The sequence below is a fragment of the Streptomyces justiciae genome (assembly GCF_015163075.1).
Lineage (GTDB): Bacteria > Actinomycetota > Actinomycetes > Streptomycetales > Streptomycetaceae > Streptomyces > Streptomyces justiciae.
The window spans coordinates 21,482-43,514 of record NZ_JADDXU010000022.1; the positions used below are offsets into that span (position 1 = coordinate 21,482).

The 22,033-nt window shown below is 71.3% G+C and carries 19 protein-coding genes; 6 read left to right on the forward strand and 13 right to left on the reverse strand.

Annotation, left to right across the window (positions count from 1 at the left end; all coding sequences use genetic code 11):
- Positions 1 to 4 precede the first annotated feature (4 nt).
- The gene (locus IQ210_RS40235) at positions 5 to 1,843 is read right to left on the reverse strand and encodes a family 20 glycosylhydrolase (RefSeq protein ID WP_194084242.1); all 1,839 of its coding nucleotides are present in this window, start codon (positions 1,841 to 1,843) and stop codon (positions 5 to 7) included.
- Positions 1,844 to 2,077: 234 nt separating this feature from the next.
- Between IQ210_RS40235 and IQ210_RS40240 the strand changes: the two genes are divergently transcribed.
- The gene (locus tag IQ210_RS40240) at positions 2,078 to 3,421 is read left to right on the forward strand and encodes an amidase (RefSeq protein WP_194084243.1); all 1,344 of its coding nucleotides are present in this window, start codon (positions 2,078 to 2,080) and stop codon (positions 3,419 to 3,421) included.
- A gap of 6 nt (positions 3,422 to 3,427) precedes the next feature.
- Here IQ210_RS40240 and IQ210_RS40245 read toward each other — a convergent pair whose 3' ends face one another.
- Positions 3,428 to 3,991, reverse strand: a complete 564-nt coding sequence (locus tag IQ210_RS40245; protein WP_228049362.1) for an SMI1/KNR4 family protein — start codon at positions 3,989 to 3,991, stop codon at positions 3,428 to 3,430.
- A gap of 115 nt (positions 3,992 to 4,106) precedes the next feature.
- Positions 4,107 to 4,280 (reverse strand): hypothetical protein, encoded by a 174-nt coding sequence (locus IQ210_RS40250; RefSeq protein WP_101924606.1) that lies wholly within the window; start codon positions 4,278 to 4,280, stop codon positions 4,107 to 4,109.
- A 397-nt stretch (positions 4,281 to 4,677) separates the two neighbouring features.
- Between IQ210_RS40250 and IQ210_RS40255 the strand changes: the two genes are divergently transcribed.
- On the forward strand, positions 4,678 to 5,481 hold the full coding sequence (locus IQ210_RS40255; protein ID WP_194084244.1) for an SDR family oxidoreductase: 804 nt from the start codon (positions 4,678 to 4,680) through the stop codon (positions 5,479 to 5,481).
- 12 nt (positions 5,482 to 5,493) lie between these two features.
- Here IQ210_RS40255 and IQ210_RS40260 read toward each other — a convergent pair whose 3' ends face one another.
- The 6 genes from IQ210_RS40260 to IQ210_RS40285 form a co-directional block, all read right to left on the reverse strand.
- Entirely contained in the window at positions 5,494 to 5,724 is a 231-nt protein-coding gene (locus IQ210_RS40260) for a hypothetical protein (protein ID WP_194084245.1), read from the reverse strand.
- Positions 5,725 to 5,799: 75 nt separating this feature from the next.
- A complete protein-coding gene (locus IQ210_RS40265) occupies positions 5,800 to 7,305 on the reverse strand; it encodes an SDR family NAD(P)-dependent oxidoreductase (RefSeq protein ID WP_194084246.1) in 1,506 nt (501 codons plus the stop codon).
- Between the two features lie 103 nt (positions 7,306 to 7,408).
- Positions 7,409 to 8,728 (reverse strand): wax ester/triacylglycerol synthase family O-acyltransferase, encoded by a 1,320-nt coding sequence (locus tag IQ210_RS40270; RefSeq protein ID WP_194084247.1) that lies wholly within the window; start codon positions 8,726 to 8,728, stop codon positions 7,409 to 7,411.
- 148 nt (positions 8,729 to 8,876) lie between these two features.
- Complete coding sequence (gene glgC / locus IQ210_RS40275) at positions 8,877 to 10,097, reverse strand: glucose-1-phosphate adenylyltransferase (protein WP_194084248.1); 1,221 nt, start codon at positions 10,095 to 10,097, stop codon at positions 8,877 to 8,879.
- A 53-nt stretch (positions 10,098 to 10,150) separates the two neighbouring features.
- On the reverse strand, positions 10,151 to 11,302 hold the full coding sequence (gene glgA / locus IQ210_RS40280) for a glycogen synthase (RefSeq protein ID WP_194084249.1): 1,152 nt from the start codon (positions 11,300 to 11,302) through the stop codon (positions 10,151 to 10,153).
- Between the two features lie 40 nt (positions 11,303 to 11,342).
- Positions 11,343 to 12,098, reverse strand: a complete 756-nt coding sequence (locus tag IQ210_RS40285; protein WP_194084250.1) for a (2Fe-2S)-binding protein — start codon at positions 12,096 to 12,098, stop codon at positions 11,343 to 11,345.
- A gap of 210 nt (positions 12,099 to 12,308) precedes the next feature.
- Between IQ210_RS40285 and IQ210_RS40290 the strand changes: the two genes are divergently transcribed.
- Positions 12,309 to 13,547 (forward strand): DMT family transporter, encoded by a 1,239-nt coding sequence (locus IQ210_RS40290; RefSeq protein ID WP_194084251.1) that lies wholly within the window; start codon positions 12,309 to 12,311, stop codon positions 13,545 to 13,547.
- A gap of 25 nt (positions 13,548 to 13,572) precedes the next feature.
- On the opposite strand, the gene IQ210_RS40295 is transcribed toward IQ210_RS40290, so the two are convergent.
- The gene (locus tag IQ210_RS40295; RefSeq protein ID WP_194084252.1) at positions 13,573 to 14,688 is read right to left on the reverse strand and encodes a transglycosylase family protein; all 1,116 of its coding nucleotides are present in this window, start codon (positions 14,686 to 14,688) and stop codon (positions 13,573 to 13,575) included.
- Positions 14,689 to 14,851: 163 nt separating this feature from the next.
- Between IQ210_RS40295 and IQ210_RS40300 the strand changes: the two genes are divergently transcribed.
- The 3 genes from IQ210_RS40300 to gndA all read left to right on the forward strand — a co-directional run bounded on the left by IQ210_RS40300 (position 14,852) and on the right by gndA (position 18,848).
- Positions 14,852 to 15,451, forward strand: coding sequence for a toll/interleukin-1 receptor domain-containing protein (locus IQ210_RS40300; protein ID WP_194084253.1), 600 nt, complete (start codon positions 14,852 to 14,854; stop codon positions 15,449 to 15,451).
- A complete protein-coding gene (locus IQ210_RS40305; protein WP_194084254.1) occupies positions 15,451 to 17,286 on the forward strand; it encodes a KGGVGR-motif variant AAA ATPase in 1,836 nt (611 codons plus the stop codon). Before IQ210_RS40300 ends, IQ210_RS40305 begins: the two co-directional genes overlap by 1 nt.
- Positions 17,287 to 17,408: 122 nt before the next feature.
- Positions 17,409 to 18,848 (forward strand): NADP-dependent phosphogluconate dehydrogenase, encoded by a 1,440-nt coding sequence (gene gndA, locus IQ210_RS40310; protein WP_194084255.1) that lies wholly within the window; start codon positions 17,409 to 17,411, stop codon positions 18,846 to 18,848.
- A 411-nt stretch (positions 18,849 to 19,259) separates the two neighbouring features.
- Here gndA and IQ210_RS40315 read toward each other — a convergent pair whose 3' ends face one another.
- The 3 genes from IQ210_RS40315 to IQ210_RS40325 all read right to left on the reverse strand — a co-directional run bounded on the left by IQ210_RS40315 (position 19,260) and on the right by IQ210_RS40325 (position 22,017).
- Entirely contained in the window at positions 19,260 to 19,607 is a 348-nt protein-coding gene (locus tag IQ210_RS40315) for a GNAT family N-acetyltransferase (RefSeq protein WP_194084256.1), read from the reverse strand.
- A gap of 31 nt (positions 19,608 to 19,638) precedes the next feature.
- Positions 19,639 to 20,058 carry an aspartate 1-decarboxylase gene (panD, locus tag IQ210_RS40320; protein WP_126275611.1) on the reverse strand — a complete coding sequence of 140 codons (420 nt, stop codon included), beginning with the start codon at positions 20,056 to 20,058 and terminating at the stop codon, positions 19,639 to 19,641.
- A gap of 171 nt (positions 20,059 to 20,229) precedes the next feature.
- On the reverse strand, positions 20,230 to 22,017 hold the full coding sequence (locus tag IQ210_RS40325) for a thiamine pyrophosphate-binding protein (protein ID WP_194084257.1): 1,788 nt from the start codon (positions 22,015 to 22,017) through the stop codon (positions 20,230 to 20,232).
- Positions 22,018 to 22,033: the final 16 nt, after the last annotated feature.

A 22,033-nucleotide genomic window follows, 5' to 3' on the forward strand; every position in this document is an offset into this window, starting at 1 on the left:
CTCCTCAGGTCAACTGCCATACGGCGGGCGGGTGCTGGTCGGGCGGGTACTGCACGATCCGGCCGTCGTCGGTCACGCTCAGGGCCATCTGCGTGATGACGTTGACGAGGCGGTATCCGCCCGCGACGGGCTGCAACTGCCAGCGCTGCAAGGTGTTCGAGGCGGCGCAGCTGTCCCAGGTCGCCTGGACGCCCGGCTGGAGCGGCACGTTGAGGGTGAGCTTGCCGCCGCTCACCGCGAGACAGCCGGACGGGCCGCGCAGGGTGACATAGCCGTCCGCGGTGCGCGCGAGGCCGGCGTCGAAGGACGCGCCGTCCGTCCGGAAGGTGTACGACCCGTCCGGCACCGGCACCGACGTCAGGTCCCGCCATCCGGGTGCGTGCCCGACGGCCGTGCCGCGCGCGGTGAACCCGGCGTAGCCGGCGTCCGGGTGCGGGTCGCCCCAGGTGGCCTGGGCGATGTGGCGCAGGGCGGGCCAGAGCCGTACGGCGACCTCGTTCTCGGTCTCGCCGCGCCCGTTGTCCGGCCACAGGCTGATCTTCGCGCCGGTGACGCCTCGGGCGGAGGTGAGCTTCTCGCCCTCGAAGCTGCGCGGGTCCCAACTCTGGTCGTACAGACCCTCGGTGTCGCTGTGGAAGCCGCCGCGGATGAGATAGAGGGAGTAAGAGGCGTTCATCAACGGGTAGCCCGCGGCGATGAGTTGGCTGGGTTTGGTCGTCACGTTCAGCCAGTGCTCGACGGTGGTGCCCGCCGTCACCGGGACGGTGTTGGCACCGGTGAGCCCGTCGTTCCAGATGCGCAGCTTCTTGCCCTTGTCGGCCGCGTAGGCGTGGACGCGGTTGACGAAGTCGATGAAGGCGTCCTGCGGGGTGGCGCCGGAACCGTACTTGTCCTGGGCGTACTTGAGGATCTGCGGGTACTTCGCGAAGTCGGAGCCGAGCATGTACTCGTCGGCGCCCATGTGCCAGGCCGGCGCCTTGAAGACCTGCGCGTACTCATCGATGAGGCTCGTGTAGTAGTCGAAGGCGGCGGGCTGGGTGATGTCGAGTCGCGAGGGTTGCTTGGCGCCGTCGGAGTCGGTGAGCTGGAGGTCCGGGCGGTTCTCGATCCACGGGTCCATGTGGCCCGGGGAGTTGATCTCCGGGACGATCTCGACGTGGTACTTCTCGCCGAGGGCGACGAGCCGGCGTATCTCGTCCTTGGTGTAGTAGCCCCAGGTGTTGGCCTCGGGGTGGGCGTCGCTCTTCACCTTCAGCTCCAGGAGCAGCTGGTTGAGCTTGTGGTACGCCATCTCACGGACGAGGTTCTCCAGCCAGGGCAGGGAGACGTGGATGTAGCAGGCGCAGACGCCGACGCCCCGCTCCTTGTAGCGCGGTACGTCGACGGTCCGTCCGGCGGGGACTCGGTCGCCCTGCGCGAGGAGTTGCAGCAGGGTGCGGGTGCCGTAGAAGGCACCGGTCTCGGTCGCGCCGGTCACTGACAGCCGCTTGCCGGCGCGGAGTTCGTACCCCTCGGCGCCGAGCGACTTCCTGGCCGGCTGGATGTCGACAACGATGTCCCCGGTGCGGGCGGTGCCGCCGACCACCGATACGGTGCCGTGCCCGGCCGCCCGCAGATCGTCGGCGAGGGTGTCGGCGACACGGATCTCGGCGGGGGTGTCCGCGACGAGCCGGGCGCCGGGCCCGAAGCCGTAACTTCCGGACTCCGGAGTCCAGTCGGTGAGGGCCGGGACGGTGACGGGCGGCTCCTCGGCCTGCTGCCGGGCGAGGGCCGGGACGGGCGACAGGAGCAGGGCCAGGGCCGCGGCGACACCCACGAACCGGCGTCTGGGAAACGTACTCACACGCCACTCCAATTCATCGGATGGCTGATCATTGGACGGGCCTCAAGAGCTGTCAATGGGACTGGAAATCAGCCAAGTTGAGCCATTGATCGGATGACCTGCGTGTCTTCGGGAGCCGTCGCGCGAAAAGTCCAACAACACCGGCGCGATTGTCCAAGAGCGCCGCCCTCTCGACTCCGCGACCGAGCCGGGGCACAGTTCTCCCTACATACTGGCCAGTACGAGGAGAGACCCGTGACCAGCTGGACCGGCCGGACCGCCGCAGAGATCGCCGCCGCCGTGCGGGAGAAGCGGGCGACGCCCCGCGAGGTGGTGGCCGAGCACCTCGCCCGGATCGAGCGGCTCGACGGCCGGGTCGGCGCCTTCCGGACGGTACGGGCCGAGGCGGCGCTCGCCGAGGCCGACGAGGTGGGTGCCCGTGCCGACCTGGCCGAACTGCCCCTCGCCGGGGTGCCGGTGGCCGTCAAGGACAACCTCGCGGTGCGCGGCGAGTCCAAGCGCGTCGGCTCGGCGGCCACGCCCGACACGCCGTCGACGGAGGATCATGTGACGGTCGCCCGGCTGCGTGCCGCGGGCGCGGTGGTCGTGGGCCTGACGAACGTGCCCGAGCTGTGCGTCTTCGGTACGACCGAGGGCGTCCACGGCACCGCCCGCAACCCGTGGGACACCTCGCGCACGGCGGGCGGCTCCTCCGGCGGCAGCGCGGCCGCGGTCGCCGCCGGCCTGGTCCCGATCGCCCTCGGCAACGACGGCATGGGCTCGCTGCGCATCCCGGCCGCCAACTGCGGCCTCGTCACCATCAAACCGGGCCACGGCGTGGTCCCGGCGCGCGTCAGCGACGGCGACTGGTTCGGCATGTCCGAGAACGGCCCCCTGGCGACAACGGTCGAGGACGCGCGGATGATGCTGGGCATCCTGGCCGACGCGGAGTTCGTACGGCCACCCGAGTCCGGGATGCGCAAGGTCGCCGTCTCCTTGCGCAGCCCGCTCGCCGGCATCGCGATCACCGCGCCCTACAAGGCCGCGGTCCGGGACGCCGCCGAGGTGCTGATGAAGGCCGGCCACCAGGTGCGCCGCGCCGACCCGTCGTACCCGATGTCGCTGAGCCTCACCTCGCTCGCCCACTGGACGGCGGGCACCTCGGAGGACGCTCAGGGCCTGGACCCCGCCCTGCTGACCCGGCGCACCCGGGTGCACGCCGCGGTCGGCCGCCGCTTCGTGAAAGGGGTCGGCACCGGCAAGGCCCGCGAGGAACTCCGCCGCCGCCTGGAGCCGTTCTTCGAGGAGTACGACATCCTGCTCACCCCGGCCCTGGCCCGCCGCTCCCCCGCGTCGGCGCCCTGGCACGAGCGCGGCTGGCTCCGCAACATCCTCGCCAACACCAACTACTCGCCCATGACCCCGCCGTGGAACCTCACCGGCTGGCCCGCGATGGCGGTCCCGTTCGGCACACTGCCGTCCGGCGCCCCCACCGCCGTACAACTGGTCGGCCGCCCGGGCTCGGAGGCGGCCCTGCTGGAAACGGCGGAGCAACTGGAGAAACTGCACCCGTGGCAGCGGACGGCACCACTTGACTGAGGCCGGTCAGCCCCACCCGGCTGGCAGCAGATCCCAGGAGTTGCGGCCCAGCCATGCGGCGAAGGTGATCGGCGGCGTGCCCGGAAGCCGGTCGAGGGAGAGCGGCACGATCAGGCCGCAGGTGGCCCGCCCGTCCCACCACAGGGTGCCGGCGAGCGGGCCGGTCAGGGCCAGGAAAGTGGCGAAGCCGCAGCCGTGCTCCTGGGCGACGATCGCACCGGCCGTCTTGCGATCCTCGAACGCCCCGCACTCTTCGTCCCAGTTCCGCCAGGCGTCCGCGTAGGCGTGCTGATCGGCGAAGTCCTCGGCGCGCGGCTCACGGTCGACCAGCGCGTAGTCCTCGGCGGCGTAGGAGTCGGGGTGCGGGAAGGGCAGCGCGAGCGACTCCGGCGCGAGGGCCTCGTTGTTCTCCCACGCCCACCCGCGCTCGGTCAGCGCCAGCCGGGAGACGGCCCCGCCCGCGCTCACACCCCGCAGGTACGCGCAGTACTCGGCCGGAAAGGCGACGCCCAGTTCCCGTTCGGCGTCGGCCACCTCGGCCTCGGTCAGCGGCGGCGGTATCGGCGCCATCTACGGCGCCTCGTGTCGCGTCCGCGGCCGGTGACCGGCCGCGGTTCCTCTGATCGGCATGGGCGTGAGTGTCGCACGCCCATGCCGTCGGCGATCGCGAAGGGGACTGACCTCGTCAGTCCACGCTGGGCAGGATGTGGGGCTCGGCGAGGTCGTCCTCGTAGCCCGCGAGGCGGATGGGGGCGGAGCGCGCCCACACGTCGAGGCTGCCGAGCTGGCCGGGCCTGCGGCCGGCGCGCTCCGGACGTTCCTTGGGGCGTTGCTCGCGATTCGTCTTCTCCGGTGTCACCGCGCACTCCTTATGTGTCGGGTCACCCTCGGGGCGTACCAGCCAGGATGCGGCCTGGCGCCGGACGCCCGCTCGGGTCTGAGTCGAAATCAGTTCGGACGCGGTGGCGCCGGTAACTCTGGTGAGTACAGGCCGTGGTGACCGGCTTGCCCCAGGACGGACCGTGGGTGTGGGTGGGACCCCGTACTGCTGTCCGTCCGCTACAGGTTAACCAAATGAGCGGGGGCCCGCTCTATGGGGCTGAAAACTTGGGGTAACCATCACAAGTCCCCCGTGTTGATTGGCTCGTTTATGCAGGCATTTGCCCAGAAATACCCTGCCGACGAGCTCACCCGTTCGGCCTACACGTCCGTCGGCTCCCCTGTCATCTGACGGCCCGTCATGAGACGGTTCGCCGATGACGTCGTCGTACGGACTGGACGGGAAGGCCGCCGTCGTCACCGGTGGGACGCGTGGGATCGGGCGCGAGGTCGCCCGGCAGCTGGCCGAGGCCGGGGCGCTGGTGTGCGTGACGGCGCGGGACCCGGCGGACGTCCGGCGGACCGCCGCCGAGCTGGGCGGCGTCGGGGTGGCGGGCAGCGTGGCCGACCCCGCTCATCTGTCGGAGGTGACCGCGCTCGCCCTGGCCGCGTTCGGGCGGATCGACGTCGTCGTCAACAACGCGGCGACCAACCAGCCGTACGGCCCGCTGATGGACGCCGACCCGGACGCCTGGCGCACGGCGTTCGCCGTCAACGTCGAGGCGCCGCTGCGGCTGGTGCAGTGCGCGTGGCGGGCGTGGATGCGGGAGCACGGCGGCTCGGTGATCAACGTCTGCACGGAGGGCGCCACCCATGTCGGACCGCACATCGGCGCCTACGGCACCAGCAAGGCGGCCCTGCTCCATCTGACGCGGCAGCTCGCGGGGGAACTGGCCCCTCGCGTCCGCGTCAACTCCGTCTCGCCCGGACTCGTCCGCACGGAGATGGCCCGTTTCGTGTGGGAGCCGGGCGAGGCGGAGGTCGCCGCGGGGCTGCCGCTCGGGCGGATCGGGGAGCCCGCGGACGTGGCGCGGGCCGTCATGTGGCTGGCCTCCGACGCGGCCGAGTGGATCACCGGAGCGGATCTGCTGGTGGACGGCGGGACGCGGGTCAGGGCGGCGCACCCGGGCGGGTACGCCGTCCATGACCGACTGCGGTCGTACGCGCCGCCGCAGTCCTGAAGAAGCGACTCTTTACGGGAAGAGCGCGATCCCCATGAGGACGATCAGCACGATGAACGCGACGAGCGCGATCGTGCCCCAGGTCCAGGGGTGTTTGTAAGGGTCGTGGGCGCCGCCGCGGGGCCGGTCCTCGGGAAGGACGGCATGGGCCGGGCGGTCGCTCGCGTAGAACTCCTCGTCGGTGGGGTAGTGGTTGCGCGGGTCACCGAGAGCGCGCGGATCGATGTTGTGCGAACTGGCCATGACTCACTCCTGGCGCGGTAGTCACCAGGGTCCGGGTTCCCTTCGGGCGCCGCGTGACACGTCACGGCCGGCGCGTCACCACTTCCCGGGCGCGTAGTCCTTGAGGAAGACGCCGTACAGGTCCTCGCCCTGCTCACCGCGCACAATCGGATCGTAGACCCGGGCCGCGCCGTCGACCAGGTCGAGCGGGGCGTGGAAGCCCTCCTCGGCGAGGCGCAGCTTGTCGAAGTGGGGACGCTCGTCGGTGATCCAGCCGGTGTCGACGGACGTCATGAGGATGCCGTCGGTCTGGAACATCTCCTGGCCGCTGGTCCGCGTGACCATGTTCATGGCGGCCTTGGCGGCGTTGGTGTTGGGGTGGCCGGCGCCCTTGTAGCCGCGGCCGAAGACGCCCTCCATGGCGGAGACGTTGACGACGTAGGCCCGTCCGCTCGCCGCCTTCTTCGCGGCCTCGGCCATGCTCGGGCGGAGCTTGCTGATCAGGATGAACGGCGCCGTGTAGTTGCACAGCTGGGTCTCGAGGAGCTCCACCGGGGAGATCTGCTCGATGGTCTGCACCCAGGTGTTGGTGTCGACGACGTCGGGGACGAGGCCGCCGGCGTCGATCGCGGTGCCGTCGAGGTGCTTGGCGACGCTGGCGTTGCCCGCGACGAGCGCGAGGTCGGCGACCTGCTGGGCGTCGATGCCGGAGATCCCGGCGGGCAGGGACGCGAGGCCGTCGACGGCGCCGGAGCCGAAGGCGCCGATGACGTGGTGGGCGGGCAGCTCGCCGGCGGGCAGCGGGGCGCTCTCGCCGTCGACCAGGGCGGCGTACGCCGAGGGCAGCCGCCGTACCGTCTGGGTCGCGTTGTTGACGAGGATGTCGAGCGGACCGGCCTCGGCGACCTGGTCGGCGAGGGCGACGGCCTGGGCCGGGTCGCGCAGGTCGATGCCGACGACTTCCAGGCGGTGCATCCAGTCCCCGGAGTCGTCCATGGCCTTGAAGCGGCGGATGGCGTCCTTGGGGAAGCGCGTGGTGATGGTGGTGTGGGCGCCGTCGCGCAGCAGCCTGAGCGCGATGTACATGCCGATCTTGGCGCGGCCGCCGGTGAGCAGGGCGCGCTTGCCGGTGAGGTCGGCGCGGACGTCCCGCTTGGCGCGGTTCAGGGCGGCGCAGTCCGGACAGAGCTGGTGGTAGAAGTAGTCGACTTCCACGTACCGGGTCTTGCAGGTGTAGCAGGAGCGGGGGCGCTGGAGTATCCCCGCGATCCGGCCCTCCTCGGTGATCGACGACGGCAGGATGCCCTCGGTCTCGTCGTCGATGCGCTGGGCGGAGCCGGTCGCGGTGGCCTCGGTGACCGCCTTGTCGTGGGCGGTCTTGGCGGCCCGGCGCTCCTGGCGGCGGCGCTGCTTGACGGTGCGGTAGATGCCGGCGGTGGCCCGGCGCACGGCGATCGCGTCGGGGTGGTCGACCTCCAGCTTGTCGAGCTCGTCGAGCACGCTGAGGCAGACGGCCAGCCGCTCGGGGTCGATCCCGGGGCCGTACACGACCTCGTCCACGGCCTCGTCCGTGATCGCCGAGCCGTCCTCTGTCACCGTCATCGCGCTGCCGTTCCCTGCTGCCCCGTGCGGCGCTCCGACCGCGTCCGCTTTCGAACGGGGAATTCTACGGAGCGCCGGGCCGGTCCTCCAAAAAACGGCAGGGTCAAGCCTCGCAGGCGGTGATGAGCGTCTCCACCTCCTCGGTGAGGGCCCTGGCCAGGACGTCCAGGTCCGGCACGGCTTCCGCGTCGGCGACGAGGCCGTAGTGGACATGGCCGCGGTACGTCGAGACGGCGATCGCGAGGGACTGGCCGCGGGCCAGCGGGGCGAACGGGAAGACGTGGGTGACCGGGTTGCCGCCGAGCTTCAGGCCGAGGCTGGGCAGGGGCACGCTGGTGACGAGGATGTCGAACCAGAGCCGGGCGGCCTGGCTGACCAGGGGCCCGCCGAGCCGGTGGCCGAGCGCGGGGACGTGGTCGGCGAGCAGGGCGACGGCACCGGCGCCCCGGTTGGGTCCGGCGTCCTTGTTGCGGTCCATGGCCGTGCGGACCGTGTCGAGGCGGGCGAGCGGGTCGGGGTCGTCGACCGGGAGCCGTATCAGGTAGCCGGAGAGCCGGTTGCCCTGTGGGTGGGCGGTGCGCGGGCGGCGCTTGGAGACGGGGATGAGGGCGCGGGGGGCGACGCCGTCGCTGCCGTCGCCGCGCTCGTCGAGCCACCGGCGCAGGGCGCCCGCGACGACCGCGATGAGGACGTCGTTGACGGTGCCGCCCTGGGCCTTGCGGACGCGGTGGACGTCGTCGAGGTCGATGACCACGCCGGCGGTACGACGGGTGCCGCTGGGCTCGGCGGTGAGGGCGGCGGACGAGCGCACGCCGACCGTGGAGAGCGCGACGGACGCCCCGATGTCCAGCGCCCGGCCCACGTCCGAGACGGCGCCGCGGACCAGCCCGGGCAGCTTGCGCACGTCCGGGAAGAAGCCCTTCGACGGCTCCTCGGGGCGCGGCTTGCGGGCCGGCAGGTCCATCGGGTCCAGGATCGCCGCCGCCAGCGTCAGGGCACGCAGACCGTCGGCCAGGGCGTGGTGGAACTTGAAGAGCACGGCGAAGGAGACGCCGTCCTCCCCCGGCAGGACATGCGCCTCCCACGGCGGCCGGCCGCGTTCCAGCGGGCGTTCCATGAGCCGGCCGGCGTCGGCGTGGAAGTCGGCGGTGGGCGCGTGCAGCCGGACGTGGTCCAGGGGGTCGAAGTCGGGGGCGGGCTCGCGCGTCGCCCCTCCGAAGGACAGCGGCTGCCAGACGTCCCGGATGCGCATCCGCAGGCCGGGCACCGCGGCGGCCCGGGCCGCGAGCAGGTCGGCCGCGTGGGCGCCCGCGGTGGGCGAGTGCGCCGAGAAGACGCCGAGGGCGCCCAGGTGCATCGGGTGTTCGGCGGACTCGATGTTCCAGAACGCCAGGTCGAGAGGGGCGAGCAGGTCAGAAGTCAATGGCTTGCCTCGCGTCGACGACGGGTGAGCAAGCAGTCAACCGCCCTCGGGCGATTACGGTCAAGTACGATCAAGCTACGCACAGTTAACAGCAGATTAAGTCCAGCCTTCCGTACCCCAGGGTTCACTGGTGCACCGGAGGCGGAGTTCAGGACACCTGCTGGCCCTTCCCGAGTGCGATCACCCCGCCCTTGGAGACCGTGTAGAGCTCGGCGTCGCGCTCCGGGTTCACCCCGATCGTGGCACCCGGTGGCACCTCCACGTTCTTGTCGAGGACCGCGCCGCGCACCACCGCGCCCCGCCCGATCTTGACGTTGTCGTGCAGCACCGACCCCTGCACGACCGCCCCCGGGTCGACCACCACCCCCGGCGACAGCACCGACCGGGTGACCTGCCCCCGGATGAGGCAGCCCGCGCTGATGATGGACTCGCTCGCCATGCCGCCGGCGTTGAAGCGGGCCGGGGACAGCTGGCCGGAGTGGGTGTAGATGGGCCACTGCCGGTTGTAGAGGTTGAAGGCGGGGCGCTCGGCGATGAGGTCCATGTGGGCGTCGTAGTACGCGTCCAGGGTGCCGACGTCCCGCCAGTAGCCGCGGTCGCGGTTGGTCTCGCCGGGGACGTGGTTGGCGCTGAAGTCGTACAGCTGGGCCTCGCCGCGCTCGGTGAGCTGGGGCAGGATAGAGCCGCCCATGTCGTGCACGGAGCGCTCGTCCTCGGCGTCCCGCTGGAGGGCCTCTATCAGGGCCTTGGTGGTGAAGATGTAGTTGCCCATGGAGGCGAACACGCACTCCGGGTCGTCGGCGAGACCGGGCGGGTCGGCGGGCTTCTCCAGGAAGCGGTCCACCGTGAGCCCATCCGAGCCGGGGGTGATCACCCCGAACTGCGAGGACTCCGAGCGCGGAACGCGTATCCCGGCCACCGTCACGCCCGCGCCGCCCTCGATGTGCTGGGCGAGCATCTGGCGCGGGTCCATGCGGTACACGTGGTCGGCGCCGAACACCGCGACATACTCGGGCCGTTCGTCGTAGACGAGGTTGAGGGACTGCAGGATCGCGTCCGCGCTGCCCAGGTACCAGCGGGGGCCGAGCCGCTGCTGGGCCGGGACGGGGGTGACGTAGTTGCCGAGCAGGCTGGACATCCGCCAGGTCGTGGTGATGTGCCGGTCGAGCGAGTGCGACTTGTACTGCGTCAGCACGCAGATGCGCAGGATGTCTCCGTTGACGAGGTTGGACAGGACGAAGTCCACCAAGCGATACGTTCCGCCGAAGGTGACCGCGGGTTTCGCGCGGTCCCCGGTCAGGGGCATCAGGCGCTTGCCCTCTCCGCCCGCCAGTACGATCCCGAGCACCGAAGGTCCGCCACGACGCATGGTCGCTCCCCTCACCCTGGTTGTGACCCATGCCTGCCCCTGCCCGGGGCGCACTACGCCTGTTTGAGGATCTCCTCGTAGAGCCCCACCGTCCGCCGGGCGACCGCGTCCCAGCCGAACTCCCCGACCGCGCGCTCCCGTCCGGCCTCGCCCATCCGCCGGGCGCCCTCCGGATCACCGAGAATCGAGTCCAGCGCGCGGGCGAGGGCGGGCTCGAAGTCGTCGTCGACCGGGACGAGCAGCCCGGTCTTGCCGTCGTCGACGACCTCCGGGATGCCGCCGACCCGCGAGGCCACCACGGGAGTTCCGCACGCCATGGCCTCGAGGTTGACGATGCCGAGGGGTTCGTACACCGAGGGACAGACGAACACGGCCGCGTGCGTGAGGAGTTGGATCACGTCCGGGCGCGGCAGCATCTGCGGGATCCAGTGCACGCCCTCGCGGACCCGGCTCAACTCCTCGTACAGCTCCCGGAATTCACGGTCGATCTCCGGGGTGTCCGGCGCTCCGGCACACAGCACGACCTGGGCGGCGGGGTCGATGTCCCGTACCGCGCGCAGCAGATGGGGGACGCCCTTCTGGCGGGTGATGCGGCCGACGAAGAGCACGAAGGGCCGGTCGGGGTCGAGGCCGACGCGGGTGAGGGCCTCGGTGCCGTGGTCGGGGCGGTAGAGGGTGGTGTCGATGCCGTTGTGCACGATGTGCACCCGGGCCGGGTCGAGGGTCGGGTAGCAGGCGAGGATGTCCTCGCGCATGGCTCCCGACACGGCGATCACCGCGTCGGCGGACTCGATCGCGGTGCGCTCGGCCCAGCTCGACAGGGCGTATCCGCCGCCGAGTTGCTCGGCCTTCCAGGGGCGCAGCGGCTCCAGGGAGTGGGCGGTCATCACGTGCGGGATGCCGTACAGGAGCTTGCCGAGGTGGCCGGCGAGGTTGGCGTACCAGGTGTGGGAGTGCACGAGTTCGCGCCCCTCCAGCCCCGCGGTCATCGCGAGGTCCACGGAGAAGGTGCGCAGCGCGTCGTTGGCGGTGTCGAGCACGGACCAGGGGCGGTGGCGGACCACGCCCACTCCGCGGCCCTCGCCCCAGCAGTGCACCTCGACGTCGACCAGGGCGGCCAACTCCCGGGCGAGGAACTCGACATGGACGCCCGCGCCGCCGTACACGTCCGGCGGGTACTCCCGGGTCAGCAGTCCCACTCGCACCCGGAACCCCCTGTTCTCAGCGGCTGGTTGCCCTTCATGGTCACCCAGATGCGGCGCGCGGGGAAGACCGCGGGGGTCGTGTGAAGCAACAGTCGCCGCACACGCCTCCGCCGGGGACGCGGTAGTAGAGGCAGCAGCTGCGGCGCCGGAAGGCGGTGCCGGTGAGGGTGCCGGTGCCGGCGAGGAGGGGGTGGGCGAGGAGTTCCGTGGTGAGGGCGCGGGTGCGGGCGGCCACCTCGGTACGGCCGTGCGCGCGGGCCCAGCCGGACAGCTGCCGGGCGGCTCCGGCGAGCGCGGAGGCGGCGTTGCCGCGCAGGAGGCCGGGGGCGAGGCGGTGGTGGACGCGCAGCGCCGCCGCCAGCGGCTCCAGATGCCCTTCGAGTACGACCGCGGCGAGGGTTCCCGCGTCGCCGGGCAGGGCGTGCACCTCGGTGAGCCACAGATCGTCGGGGGCGCTGCCGTCGGCGTCCCAGCGCAGCAGACGGGCGTCGAGGTCGGGGACGTGGCCGTAGAGCACGGCGCAGCCCAGGGCCGCGGACCAGAGGCGGGCGGCGAGGCCCTGCTGGGCGATCGAGGCGGCGATCCGCAACTCCGGCGCCCGAAGAGAATCGGCCACCTTCCGGACACGAAAAGTCACGGATTCTCCGCAAACGTCCGACTTTTCGATGTCGTACGCCCGTGCGAGCGTGGGCAGCGTTGAACGCGGCGGCGCACCCGTGCGTAGTAGGAAGAAGCCGCCGAGCGGGCGGAGCGCGGCGAGATCGGCGTCGAGGTCCACGAAGAGCAGTAGTACCAAGGCCCCTAGGGGGCGGCATCAGGGGGGCGCGGGGCAGTGTCACCCACCCTGGGGAGGACTGACCCTCCGTAGTACTCCATCGGCAGTAGGACCCATTGCCTGCTCAGGTACGACGACGGGAATGTCTTTTCACGGCATCGTGTTGGACATGGAAGCCGACCGTTCGCCGCGCCGGGGTACCCACCCCTGCTTCACGCAGAGGAGCTGCTGATGAGCGCCCTCGCGTTGTCCGTCGTCCTGTCGCTCGTCTCTGCCGTCGCCTACGCCGGCGGGGCGATCGTCCAGGAGCAGGTCGCGGTGTCCTCCCCCGAGCAGCAGTTCGCGCCGCTGCGCCGGCCCAGCTGGTGGGCGGCGGTCGCGCTGAACGGCCTCGGCGGACTGCTGCACGTGGTGGCGCTGGCGTTCGGCCCCCTCAGCCTGGTCCAGCCCCTCGGCGCCCTGACCATCGTGTTCGCCCTGCCCATGGCCGCGCTGTTCGTCGGCCGCAAGGCCGGGGCGACCGCGTGGCGCGGCGCGATCATGGCGACCGTCGGCCTCGCCGGCCTGCTCTCCCTGGTCGGCGCGTCCGACGCGCAGTCCCTCGACACCGCCCAGCGGGTGGCCGTCGCGACGGTCACCGGCATCGCGGTCGTCGCCCTGATGATCGCGGGCCGGGCGGCCCACCGGCACCCGGCGGTGCGCAGCATCCTGCTCGCCACCGCGTCCGGTATCGCGTTCGGTATGTCCTCGGTGTTCACCAAGACCGTCGCGGTCGACTGGACCGGCGGCGTCTCGGCGGCCGACGTGCCCTCCCTCGCCGTGATCGGTGTCCTGGCCACGGCCGGCATGCTGCTCTCCCAGGCCTCCTACCGGGGCGCCGGCCTCGCGGCCCCGCTGGCCACGCTGACCGTCGTGAACCCGGTGGTCGCGGCCGTCGTCGGCATCACGATGTTCGGCGAGACCTTCCGCTACGGCACCACGGGCACCGCGCTCGCCCTGAGCTGCGGTGTGGTGGCGGCGGGCGGCCTGATCCTCCTCACCTCGGAGCGGATCGCTCGCACCGAGTCCGCGCCGCAGGAGCCGGTGCGGCTGCCGGCGCAGTCCGGCGACCCGGAGCCGGTGCGGGACCCGCAGGAGGACGAGCTGCGGGTGCAGGTGCCCGCCTCGGCCGCGGAGCTGCTCGCGGCCCTGCCCGGGCAGGCCCGCGAAGAGGTCCTGGTGGCGGCGGCCGACTCGGCGGTACGCGAGGACGTACTGGTGGCAGCGGCCGACTCTGCGGTACGGGAGGACGTCCTCGTCGCGACGGCCGAGGCGGCCCTGGAGGACGTCCTCGTACCGGCACCCCAGCAGGACGACGCCGAAGCCCTGGACACCGAGGAGCGCCCGATCTTCTACGTCGGCCCGCTCTACGGCGCCTCCTACATCCCGATGCCAGTCCTCGACCGACACCGCATGAGGGTCAAATCCTGAGGGGGCAGGCCTCCTGGTCCCTGGATCAGACCCTGACCCCTCCGGCCCGGAGATAGGCGACCGGGTCGACATCGGTACCGAAGCCGGGCCCCGTCCGCACCTCGAAGTGCAGATGCGGGCCCGTGCTGTTGCCCGTGGACCCCGAGCGCCCGATGCGCTGGCCGGCGCTCACGCTCTGCCCGGTCTTCACCGAGATCGCGGAGAGGTGGGCGTACTGGGTGTAGCGGCCGTCGGAGTGCCGGATCACCACCTGGTACCCGAACGACCCGGCCCACCCGGAGGCGACCACCCGCCCGGCGGCGACCGCCTTCACGGAGGTGCCCGTGGGGACGGCGAAGTCGACGCCGGTGTGATAGCCCTTCGACCAGGCGGAACCGGCCTTGTGGTACGGGGTGCCGGTGGGGGCGTCGACCGGGGCGACGAGGGTGTGACCGGTTTCCTCGGTCTCCTTCGACTTCTTCTTCTCGGTGGCCGGCTTGGTGGACGTCTGGGTCGTGACCGTGGCCGCCTTGCCGCGCAGGCTGAGCCGCTGCCCCGGCAGGATGAGGTCCGGATCGGCGCCGATGGTCTTCCGGTTGGCGGCGTACAGGCCGCGCCAGCCGCCCTTGACGTCCTCCCGGTCGGCGATGCCGGAGAGGGTGTCGCCGTGGACCACGGTGTACATCTCGGCGGAACCGGCCCTGGACTGGGGCGTGGTCTGCGGCTGCACGTCCGGCACGGCGGCCTTGGTGCCCCCGGCCGGGTGGACGTCGGGGGTGTCCCCGCCCCGGGTGAGCCCGGCCCGCACCGAGCACGTCGGCCAGGCGCCGGGCCCCTGTCCGTCGAGCACCTTCTCGGCCACGGCGATCTGCTGGTCCTTGGTGGCGAGATCGGCGCGCGGCGCGTACCGGGTGCCGCCGAAGGCCTCCCAGGTGGACTGGGTGAACTGGAGGCCGCCGTAATAGCCGTTGCCGGTGTTGATGCTCCAGTTGTTGCTCGACTCGCACGCGGCGACCTTGTTCCAGGTGTCCACGTCGGCCGCCTGGGCGGTGCCGGCGCCGATGAGCGGGATCGCCATTCCGGCGCCGCCCGCCGTGACGGTGAGCGAGGCGCGGTTGATCCTGTTCGGCTGATACCGGCGGTGCCGGCCGCGTACGGCCATGGAGCTCCCCCTACGACGTACGTCAGGAGGGCCAAAAGTAAGCGCCCCGAACAGGCCATGACAAGACGGCAATCGGCCGCCTCTTGCCGAATACCGTTCCCGCAAAGGGGCGTTGAGAGCCGCCCCGGCGACTACACTCCGTCCCGTCCGGGGGACTGCGCAGGTGAACGGGGCGGCGGTGGAGTACGAGTTCGACGTGTTCGTCAGCTACAGCAGAAGTGCGGGGAACGTCTGCGAGTGGGTCTGGAACCACTTCTATCCGGCCCTCAAACGCTGCCTCGAGGACGAGATCGGCAAGGCCGAGATATTCATCGACCGTCAGCTGGACGAGCACATCGGCAAGCCGTGGCCCGACCAGCTCGCGCACTCGCTCGGCAGGAGCAAGCTGCTCGTTCCGGTGCTGTCCGCGCCCTATTTCCGCTCGCCCTGGTGCACGGCGGAATGGGCGACGATGGAGAAGCGGGAGGAACGGGCGAACGACAGCGGACTGATCTTCCCGGTGGTCTTCGCGGACGGCACGAGTTTCCCGGCCGAGGTGCAGCGGCGCCAACTCCACAAGCAATTCAAGAACTACAACGTGCCCTACCCCAAGTACCAGGATTCCGAGGCGTATCCGTACTTCCATCAGGAGGTGCAGCGTCTCGCGGAGCTCATCGCCGTCCGCCTGCGGGAGGTTCCCGAGTGGCGCGCCGACTGGCCGGCCCTGAGACCTCCGCTGCCCGACACGCCCGTCCGCGGCCGACTCCCCCGCTTTGGAGCGTGATGAACACCGGACAGATCGTGACGTTCTACTCCTACAAGGGTGGAGTGGGCCGCAGCTTCGCGCTCGCCAACACGGCGGTGGTGCTGGCGCGTTGGGGCTATCGCGTGCTGTGCGTGGACTGGGACCTGGAAGCGCCCGGGCTGTCGTACTACTTCGACGAGCATCTGGCCGAGCCGCCCCGGGCGGGCCTGCTGGAGATGATCGAAGAGGCCCGCACAACACCGGAAACGGCCCACGCGACCGCCCTGCGGCACCGCACCTCGGTGCGGCTCCCGGAGGGCGCGCGCCTGGATCTGATCGCGGCGGGCCGGAAGGGCGACGACTCGTACATCTCGCGGCTCCAACAGGTCGACTGGGAGGCGTTGTACGAGAAGTACGACTTCGGCGCGACGCTGGAGACGTGGCGCGAGGAGTGGATGCGGGAGTACGACCTCGTCCTGGTCGACAGCCGCACCGGCATCACCGACTCCGGCGGCATCTGCACCGCGCAGGTCCCCGATGTCCTGGTCTTCGCCTACACGGCGAACGACCAGAACGTGGACGGGGTGCTGGAGATCGTCGACCGTGCCATGAAGGCGCGGGACGGGCTGCCGTACGACCGCCCCCGGCTGCTGACCGTGCCGCTGCTGAGCCGGTTCGACGCGCAGCCCGAGTACAAGGAGGGGGAGAGGTGGCGGCGCGAACTGGCCCGCCGGATGGAGCCACGGCTGCGGGACTGGGCGCCGCGCGGCAGCTCCCCCGGGGAACTGCTCCAGCGGGTGACGATCCCCTACTTCCCCGTCTGGTCCTTCGGTGAGCTGCTGCCCGCGCTCAGCGAGAGCCCTCGCAACGCCGAGCAGGTCACCTACAGCATCGCGAGCCTCGCCGCGCTGCTGGCGCGCCGGCTGGAGGACGTGGGCCTTCTGATCGAGAACCGCGACTCCTATGTGGAGGGCGCCGAGCAGGCCGCGCGGCGGGACTTCGAGGTCGACGTGTTCATCAGCCACTCCGTGGCGCAGTACCGACTGGCGCGGCAGTTGCAGCAGCTGTTCCTGGAGAACGGGGTGACGAGCTGGGTCGCGGGCGAGAACCCCGAGCACCGCGCGGAGTTCGTCGACCGGTGCCGTCACCTCGTCATGATCGTGGACGAGGGGGGCGAGGACCCGACCCAGAACCACGACACCAGCCTCTTCCTGCGGCGCTCCGTCAACGCGGCCACCGAGCGGCTCACCCTGCCCGTGGTCACCTCGTCGGCGGCCATTCGCCAACTGCCGCGCCTCGCCCAGTCCTTGCAGGCGTTCAACCTGGAGGACGGCACCCTGTCGCAAGCCGCCCGCGCCATCGCCGCGCGCCTTCGGCAGGAGTCCCGCAGCCTGCGGCCGCACACTTCCCGGGGCGGCGGCTACGACGTCTATCTGTCCTACGCCCACGCGGACGAGAACTGGACGCTGGCGCTGGCGGAGAACCTCAAACGGCTCGGTCTCACCGTGTTCGTGGACGCGTGGGAGGTGCAGGCGGGCGACCACTGGCCGTCGCGGCTGGATGCCGGTCTGCGAGGCGCCGACACCGTGGTGGCGGTGGTGAGCACGGCCTGGAGCCGGTCGGAGTACACCATGCACGAGTTCGAACTGGCCGCCCAGCGGACGGGACGCCAGCAGCTGATCCCCGTGCTGGTGGGTGACGTCGTCCCCCCGCCGCCCGTGGCCGAGCGGGACCTCGTCGACTTCCGCGACGCCATGACACCGAGGGAGTACCTGGGACGGGTCCAGGCGCTGGCCCGCAGGATCCTCCACCTGCGCGGCGAGGAACCCCTCCCGCCCAGCGGGTCGGTCGTCCTCCCGGACAGCATGTTCTAGCCGAAGGTTCCGGCTGAACACGACAGGGCTCCCGATCCGTATCTGCGTAGGCTGCTAACCAGCACGACCGGCACCACCGATAACGACCTACGCGATCCACTGGATCTTTGGGAGCAGACGGTATGAGCACTACAGCGCAGATCGGCGTCACGGGCCTCGCGGTCATGGGCAGTAACCTCGCCCGCAACTTCGCCCGCAACGGCTATACGGTCGCGGTGCACAACCGGACGGCGTCCCGTACGCACGCCCTCGTCGAGGAGCACGGGAGCGAGGGCGACTTCATCGCCGCCGAGACCGCCAAGGAGTTCGTCGCCGCCCTGGAGCGGCCGCGTCGGCTGGTCATCATGGTCAAGGCCGGCGACCCGACCGACGCGGTGATCCAGGAGTTCGCCCCGCTCCTGGAGCCCGGCGACATGATCATCGACGGTGGCAACGCGCACTTCGCCGACACCCGGCGCCGCGAGCGCGAACTCCGCGAGAAGGGCATCCACTTCGTCGGCACCGGCATCTCCGGCGGCGAGGAGGGCGCGCTCAACGGGCCCAGCATCATGCCCGGCGGCTCCAAGGAGTCGTACGACTCCCTCGGCCCCATGCTGGAGAAGATCTCGGCGAAGGCGAAGGACGGGGCGCCCTGTGTGACGCACGTCGGTGCCGACGGTGCCGGGCACTTCGTGAAGATGGTGCACAACGGCATCGAGTACGCCGACATGCAGCTCATCGGTGAGGCGTACCAGCTGCTGCGCGATGTCGCCGGCTACTCGCCCGCGCAGATCGCGGAGATCTTCCGGACCTGGAACACCGGCCGCCTCGACTCCTACCTGATCGAGATCACCGCCGAGGTGCTGTCCCACGTGGACGCGGCCACCGGCAAGCCCTTCGTGGACGTGGTGGTGGACCAGGCCGAGCAGAAGGGCACCGGCCGCTGGACCGTGCAGATCGCCCTCGACCTCGGTGTCCCGGTGTCCGGCATCGCCGAGGCCGTCTTCGCCCGCTCGCTGTCCGGCCACGCGGCCCTCCGAGACGCCTCCCGAGGCCTCGCCGGGCCCTCGGCCACGCCGCTGAGCGAGGCCGAGGCGGGCGCGTTCGCCGACCGGGTCGAGCAGGCGCTGTACGCCTCGAAGATCGTGTCGTACACGCAGGGCTTCCACGAGATCGCGGCCGCGCGCGAGGAGTACGACTGGAACATCGACCTCGGTGCCGTCTCCGCGATCTGGCGCGGCGGCTGCATCATCCGGGCCGCGTTCCTCGACCGCATCCGCGCCGCGTACGACGCCCGCGCCGACCTGCCGAGCCTGCTGTCCGACGAGACGTTCGCCCGGGAGATCGCCGACGCGCAGGACGACTGGCGCGAAGTGATCGTCGCGGCGACGCGCCAGGGGGTACCGACGCCGGGCTTCTCGGCGGCGCTCGCGTACTACGACGCGCTGCGCGCGGAGCGGTTGCCCGCGGCCCTCACGCAGGGGCAGCGGGACTTCTTCGGGGCGCACACGTATCGGAGGACCGACCGGGACGGGTCGTTCCACACGTTGTGGGGCGGGGACCGGTCCGAGGTGTCCGCCTGAGGGGTGGGGCGGTTTCGGCGGTACGGCGGGAGCGGCTGAGTGGGGGTTGATCGCGCAGTTCCTCGCGCCCCTGGGGGCGTTCAGCCGCCCACCGTCGTCAAGTGCCGTTCCTCAGCTCAACGGCGGGCCGGGCTCCGGGTTCGGGACCGGCTCGGGGCCCGGCGGGATCGGTGACGGGTCCGGAGTCGGACCCGGGCCCGGGCCCGGCGGTGGCGTCGGGGCCGGGGGCTGCGGTGGTTCCGGAGTCGGGCCCGGTGTCGGCGCGGGGCCCGGGGTCGGGTCCGGGTGTACCGGGTCGGGGTACGGGGTCGGGGGGTTGGTCATCGTGTCCTCCAGCCAGGTGTGACGTCGGCTCTGGACTTCTCCCCCGCCTACCCGGTCCGCGGCGGGGCAGTCACCCGTACGGCGGGGTCAGAAGCGGTCGGGGTGGGCCTTCAGCCACTCCTTCGCCGCACGGAGCAGTTCGGGGGCGGCGGCCGGGGCCTCGTCGGGGTGGCGTTCGGCCCACTTGACGACGTACGGGCACAGGGGTGCCACGACCACGCCTTCGCGCGCGGCGATGGTGTAGAGCTCGCGGGCCAGGGAGCCCGCGATGCCCTTTCCCTCGTGGGCCGGTTCCACGATCGTGTGGACGGGGACCAGGGCGCGCCCGGGTGTCTCGAGGACGAAGTACTCGATGTGGCCCACGACTTCGCCGCCGCCGATCGCCTCCAGGCGGCCGGCCGGTCGGTCGTCGCGGATCTCGATGTCGTCGCTCATGGGCACGCTCCTGGTGTCGGCCGTCTCTGACTCAGGCCGGTACGGCCTGCGGGCTGCGCTCCTGGTCCGAGCCCGGCACCGGCTCCGAGGGGTCCGCGCCCAGGGCCACGATGCGGTTGTCGTGGTCCACGTGCACGACCCGGGGTTCCAGTGCCCGCGCCTCGGCGTCGGTCACCTGAGCGTAACTGATGATGATCACCAGATCACCGGGGTGGACGAGATGGGCGGCGGCCCCGTTGATACCGATCACCCCCGAACCGCGCTCGCCCTCGATGACGTACGTCTCCAGACGGGCGCCGTTGGTGATGTCGACGATGTGGACGAGTTCGCCGGGCAGCAGGTCGGCGGCGTCGAGCAGGTCCGCGTCGATGGTCACCGATCCCACGTAGTGCAGGTCGGCCTGGGTGACGGTGGCGCGGTGGATCTTCGATTTGAACATGGTGCGCAGCACTGTGGACTCCTGGAAGTCGGCTCCCTGCCTGCTTTGTGCAGGTCAAAGGCGGTCGTCACTGTACACGCGGGTGCGGCGGACTCGAAGGGGGCGAGGAACGTCGGTTCCCTCACATGACACGAGCCAGCCGCCCGTGCGGCCGGGTCTCTGCCGCACGGGCGGTCGCGGTTCTCAGAGGTGCTGTTCCGTGGCCCTGATGCGGTCGTACTCGTCCTGGCGCTCGTCGGTGATGTACGCCGGGATCGGGAAGTCCCACCAGCCGGGGACCCAGGGGCCCGCGGCGTCGCGGTCCGTGGGGACCTCGATCACGGCGGGTGCGCCGGACTGGACGGCCTTGCGCAGGGTCGGCTCCAAGGACGCGGCGTCGCTGACCTTCCATGACTCGAGCCCGAAGGCCCGGCCCATGGCAGCGAAGTCGGGGCTGTACGGCGAGCCGTCGGGGTGGGAGAACTCGGTGCCGATGTGGCGCGAGGTCTGCTTGCGCTGGCCGCCGCGGATCGACATGTAGCCCGCGTTGTTCTGGACGACGAAGATCACCGGTGCGCCGGCGGTGACGCTCAGGGCGATCTCCTGGGCGGTCATGAGGAAGTCGCCGTCGCCGAGGACGCACACCACAGGGCTCTCGGGGCGGGCGAGCTTGGCGCCGACCGCGGCCGGGATCGCCCAGCCCATCGAGGAGAAGCCGCCGGAGGTGAGGTGGGTGCGCGGTGAGTAGACCGGGAACGTCTGCTTGACCGCCCCCTGGGTGTTGCCCGAGCCGGCGACGATGATCGCGTCGCGCGGGAGGACGGAGCGCAGGGCGCCCAGCGGGCGTTGGGACGTGAACGGGAAGCGGTCGCTGTCGCGGCGGCCGGCGAGCTTCTCCTCCCAGTCCTGCTTCAGCGTGGCGAGTTCGGCCAGGTACTCGGACCGGTCGACGCCCTTCGAGGGGAGCGAGTCGACGATGGCGGCCACGGCGCGCTGTGCGTCGGCGACGATGCCCACCTCGGCCGGGTAGTTCTTGCCGATCTCGTGCGGGTCGATGTCGATGTGGATGAGCTTCGCGGGCGGGATGGAGAAGCTGATGCCCTTGGCGTAGCTGGAGGCCGACCAGTCGGTGAAGCGGCAGCCGACCGAGATCACGACGTCGGCGGAGCTCGCGATCGCGTTGCCGGTCATCGTGCCGGTCTGGCCGACGCTGCCCGCGAACAGCTCGTGGTCCTCGGGGAAGGCGCTCTTGCCGTTCCACGTGGTGACGACCGGGATCTGCCACCGCTCGGCGAGCGCGAGGACCTGGTCGGACGCCTCGGAGGTGATCGCGCCGCCGCCGACCACGATGACCGGCCGGGTGGCCGCGCGCAGCACGTCGACCGCACGGTCCACGGCCTCCGGGTCGGGGTGCTGACGGCCGACCGGGATACGCCGCTCCAGGTCGTGGAGCTCGACGTCGGCGGCCTCGGCCTGGACGTCCATGGGGACTTCGAGGTGCACCGGGCCGGGGCGGCCGGTCAGCATGGAGTTGAAACAGCGGTGCAGGACGAAGGGGAGCTCCTCGACCCGGGTGACGACCCAGTGCCGTTTGCTGACGGCCTCGGCCACCTTGGGGAAGTCGTTGGCCGTGTAGCGGTCGAGTTCCTGGAGGAGTCCGTGGCCGCGCATATGGGTCGGCGGGCCGCCCGTGACGACCAGGACGCTGGTGGAGTCGGTGAACGCGGTGCCCATGCCGATAACGGTGTTGCTCGCGCCGGCGCCGATGGAGGTCACCGCGGCCTGCGGGCGGCCGGTGACGCGGTAGTAGCCGTCGGCGAGGTGGACGGCGCTCTGCTCGTGGAAGGTCTGGACGAAGGGGATCCTGGACTCGTCGTCGAGGAAGGCGTCGGTCAGTGACCAGATGCCGTGGCCGGGGATGCCGGCGACGACGTCGACCCCGTAGTTGCGCAGGGTCCGCGCGACGATCTGGCCTCCGGTGAGGACGGGCATGGTGGGTTTCCTTTCG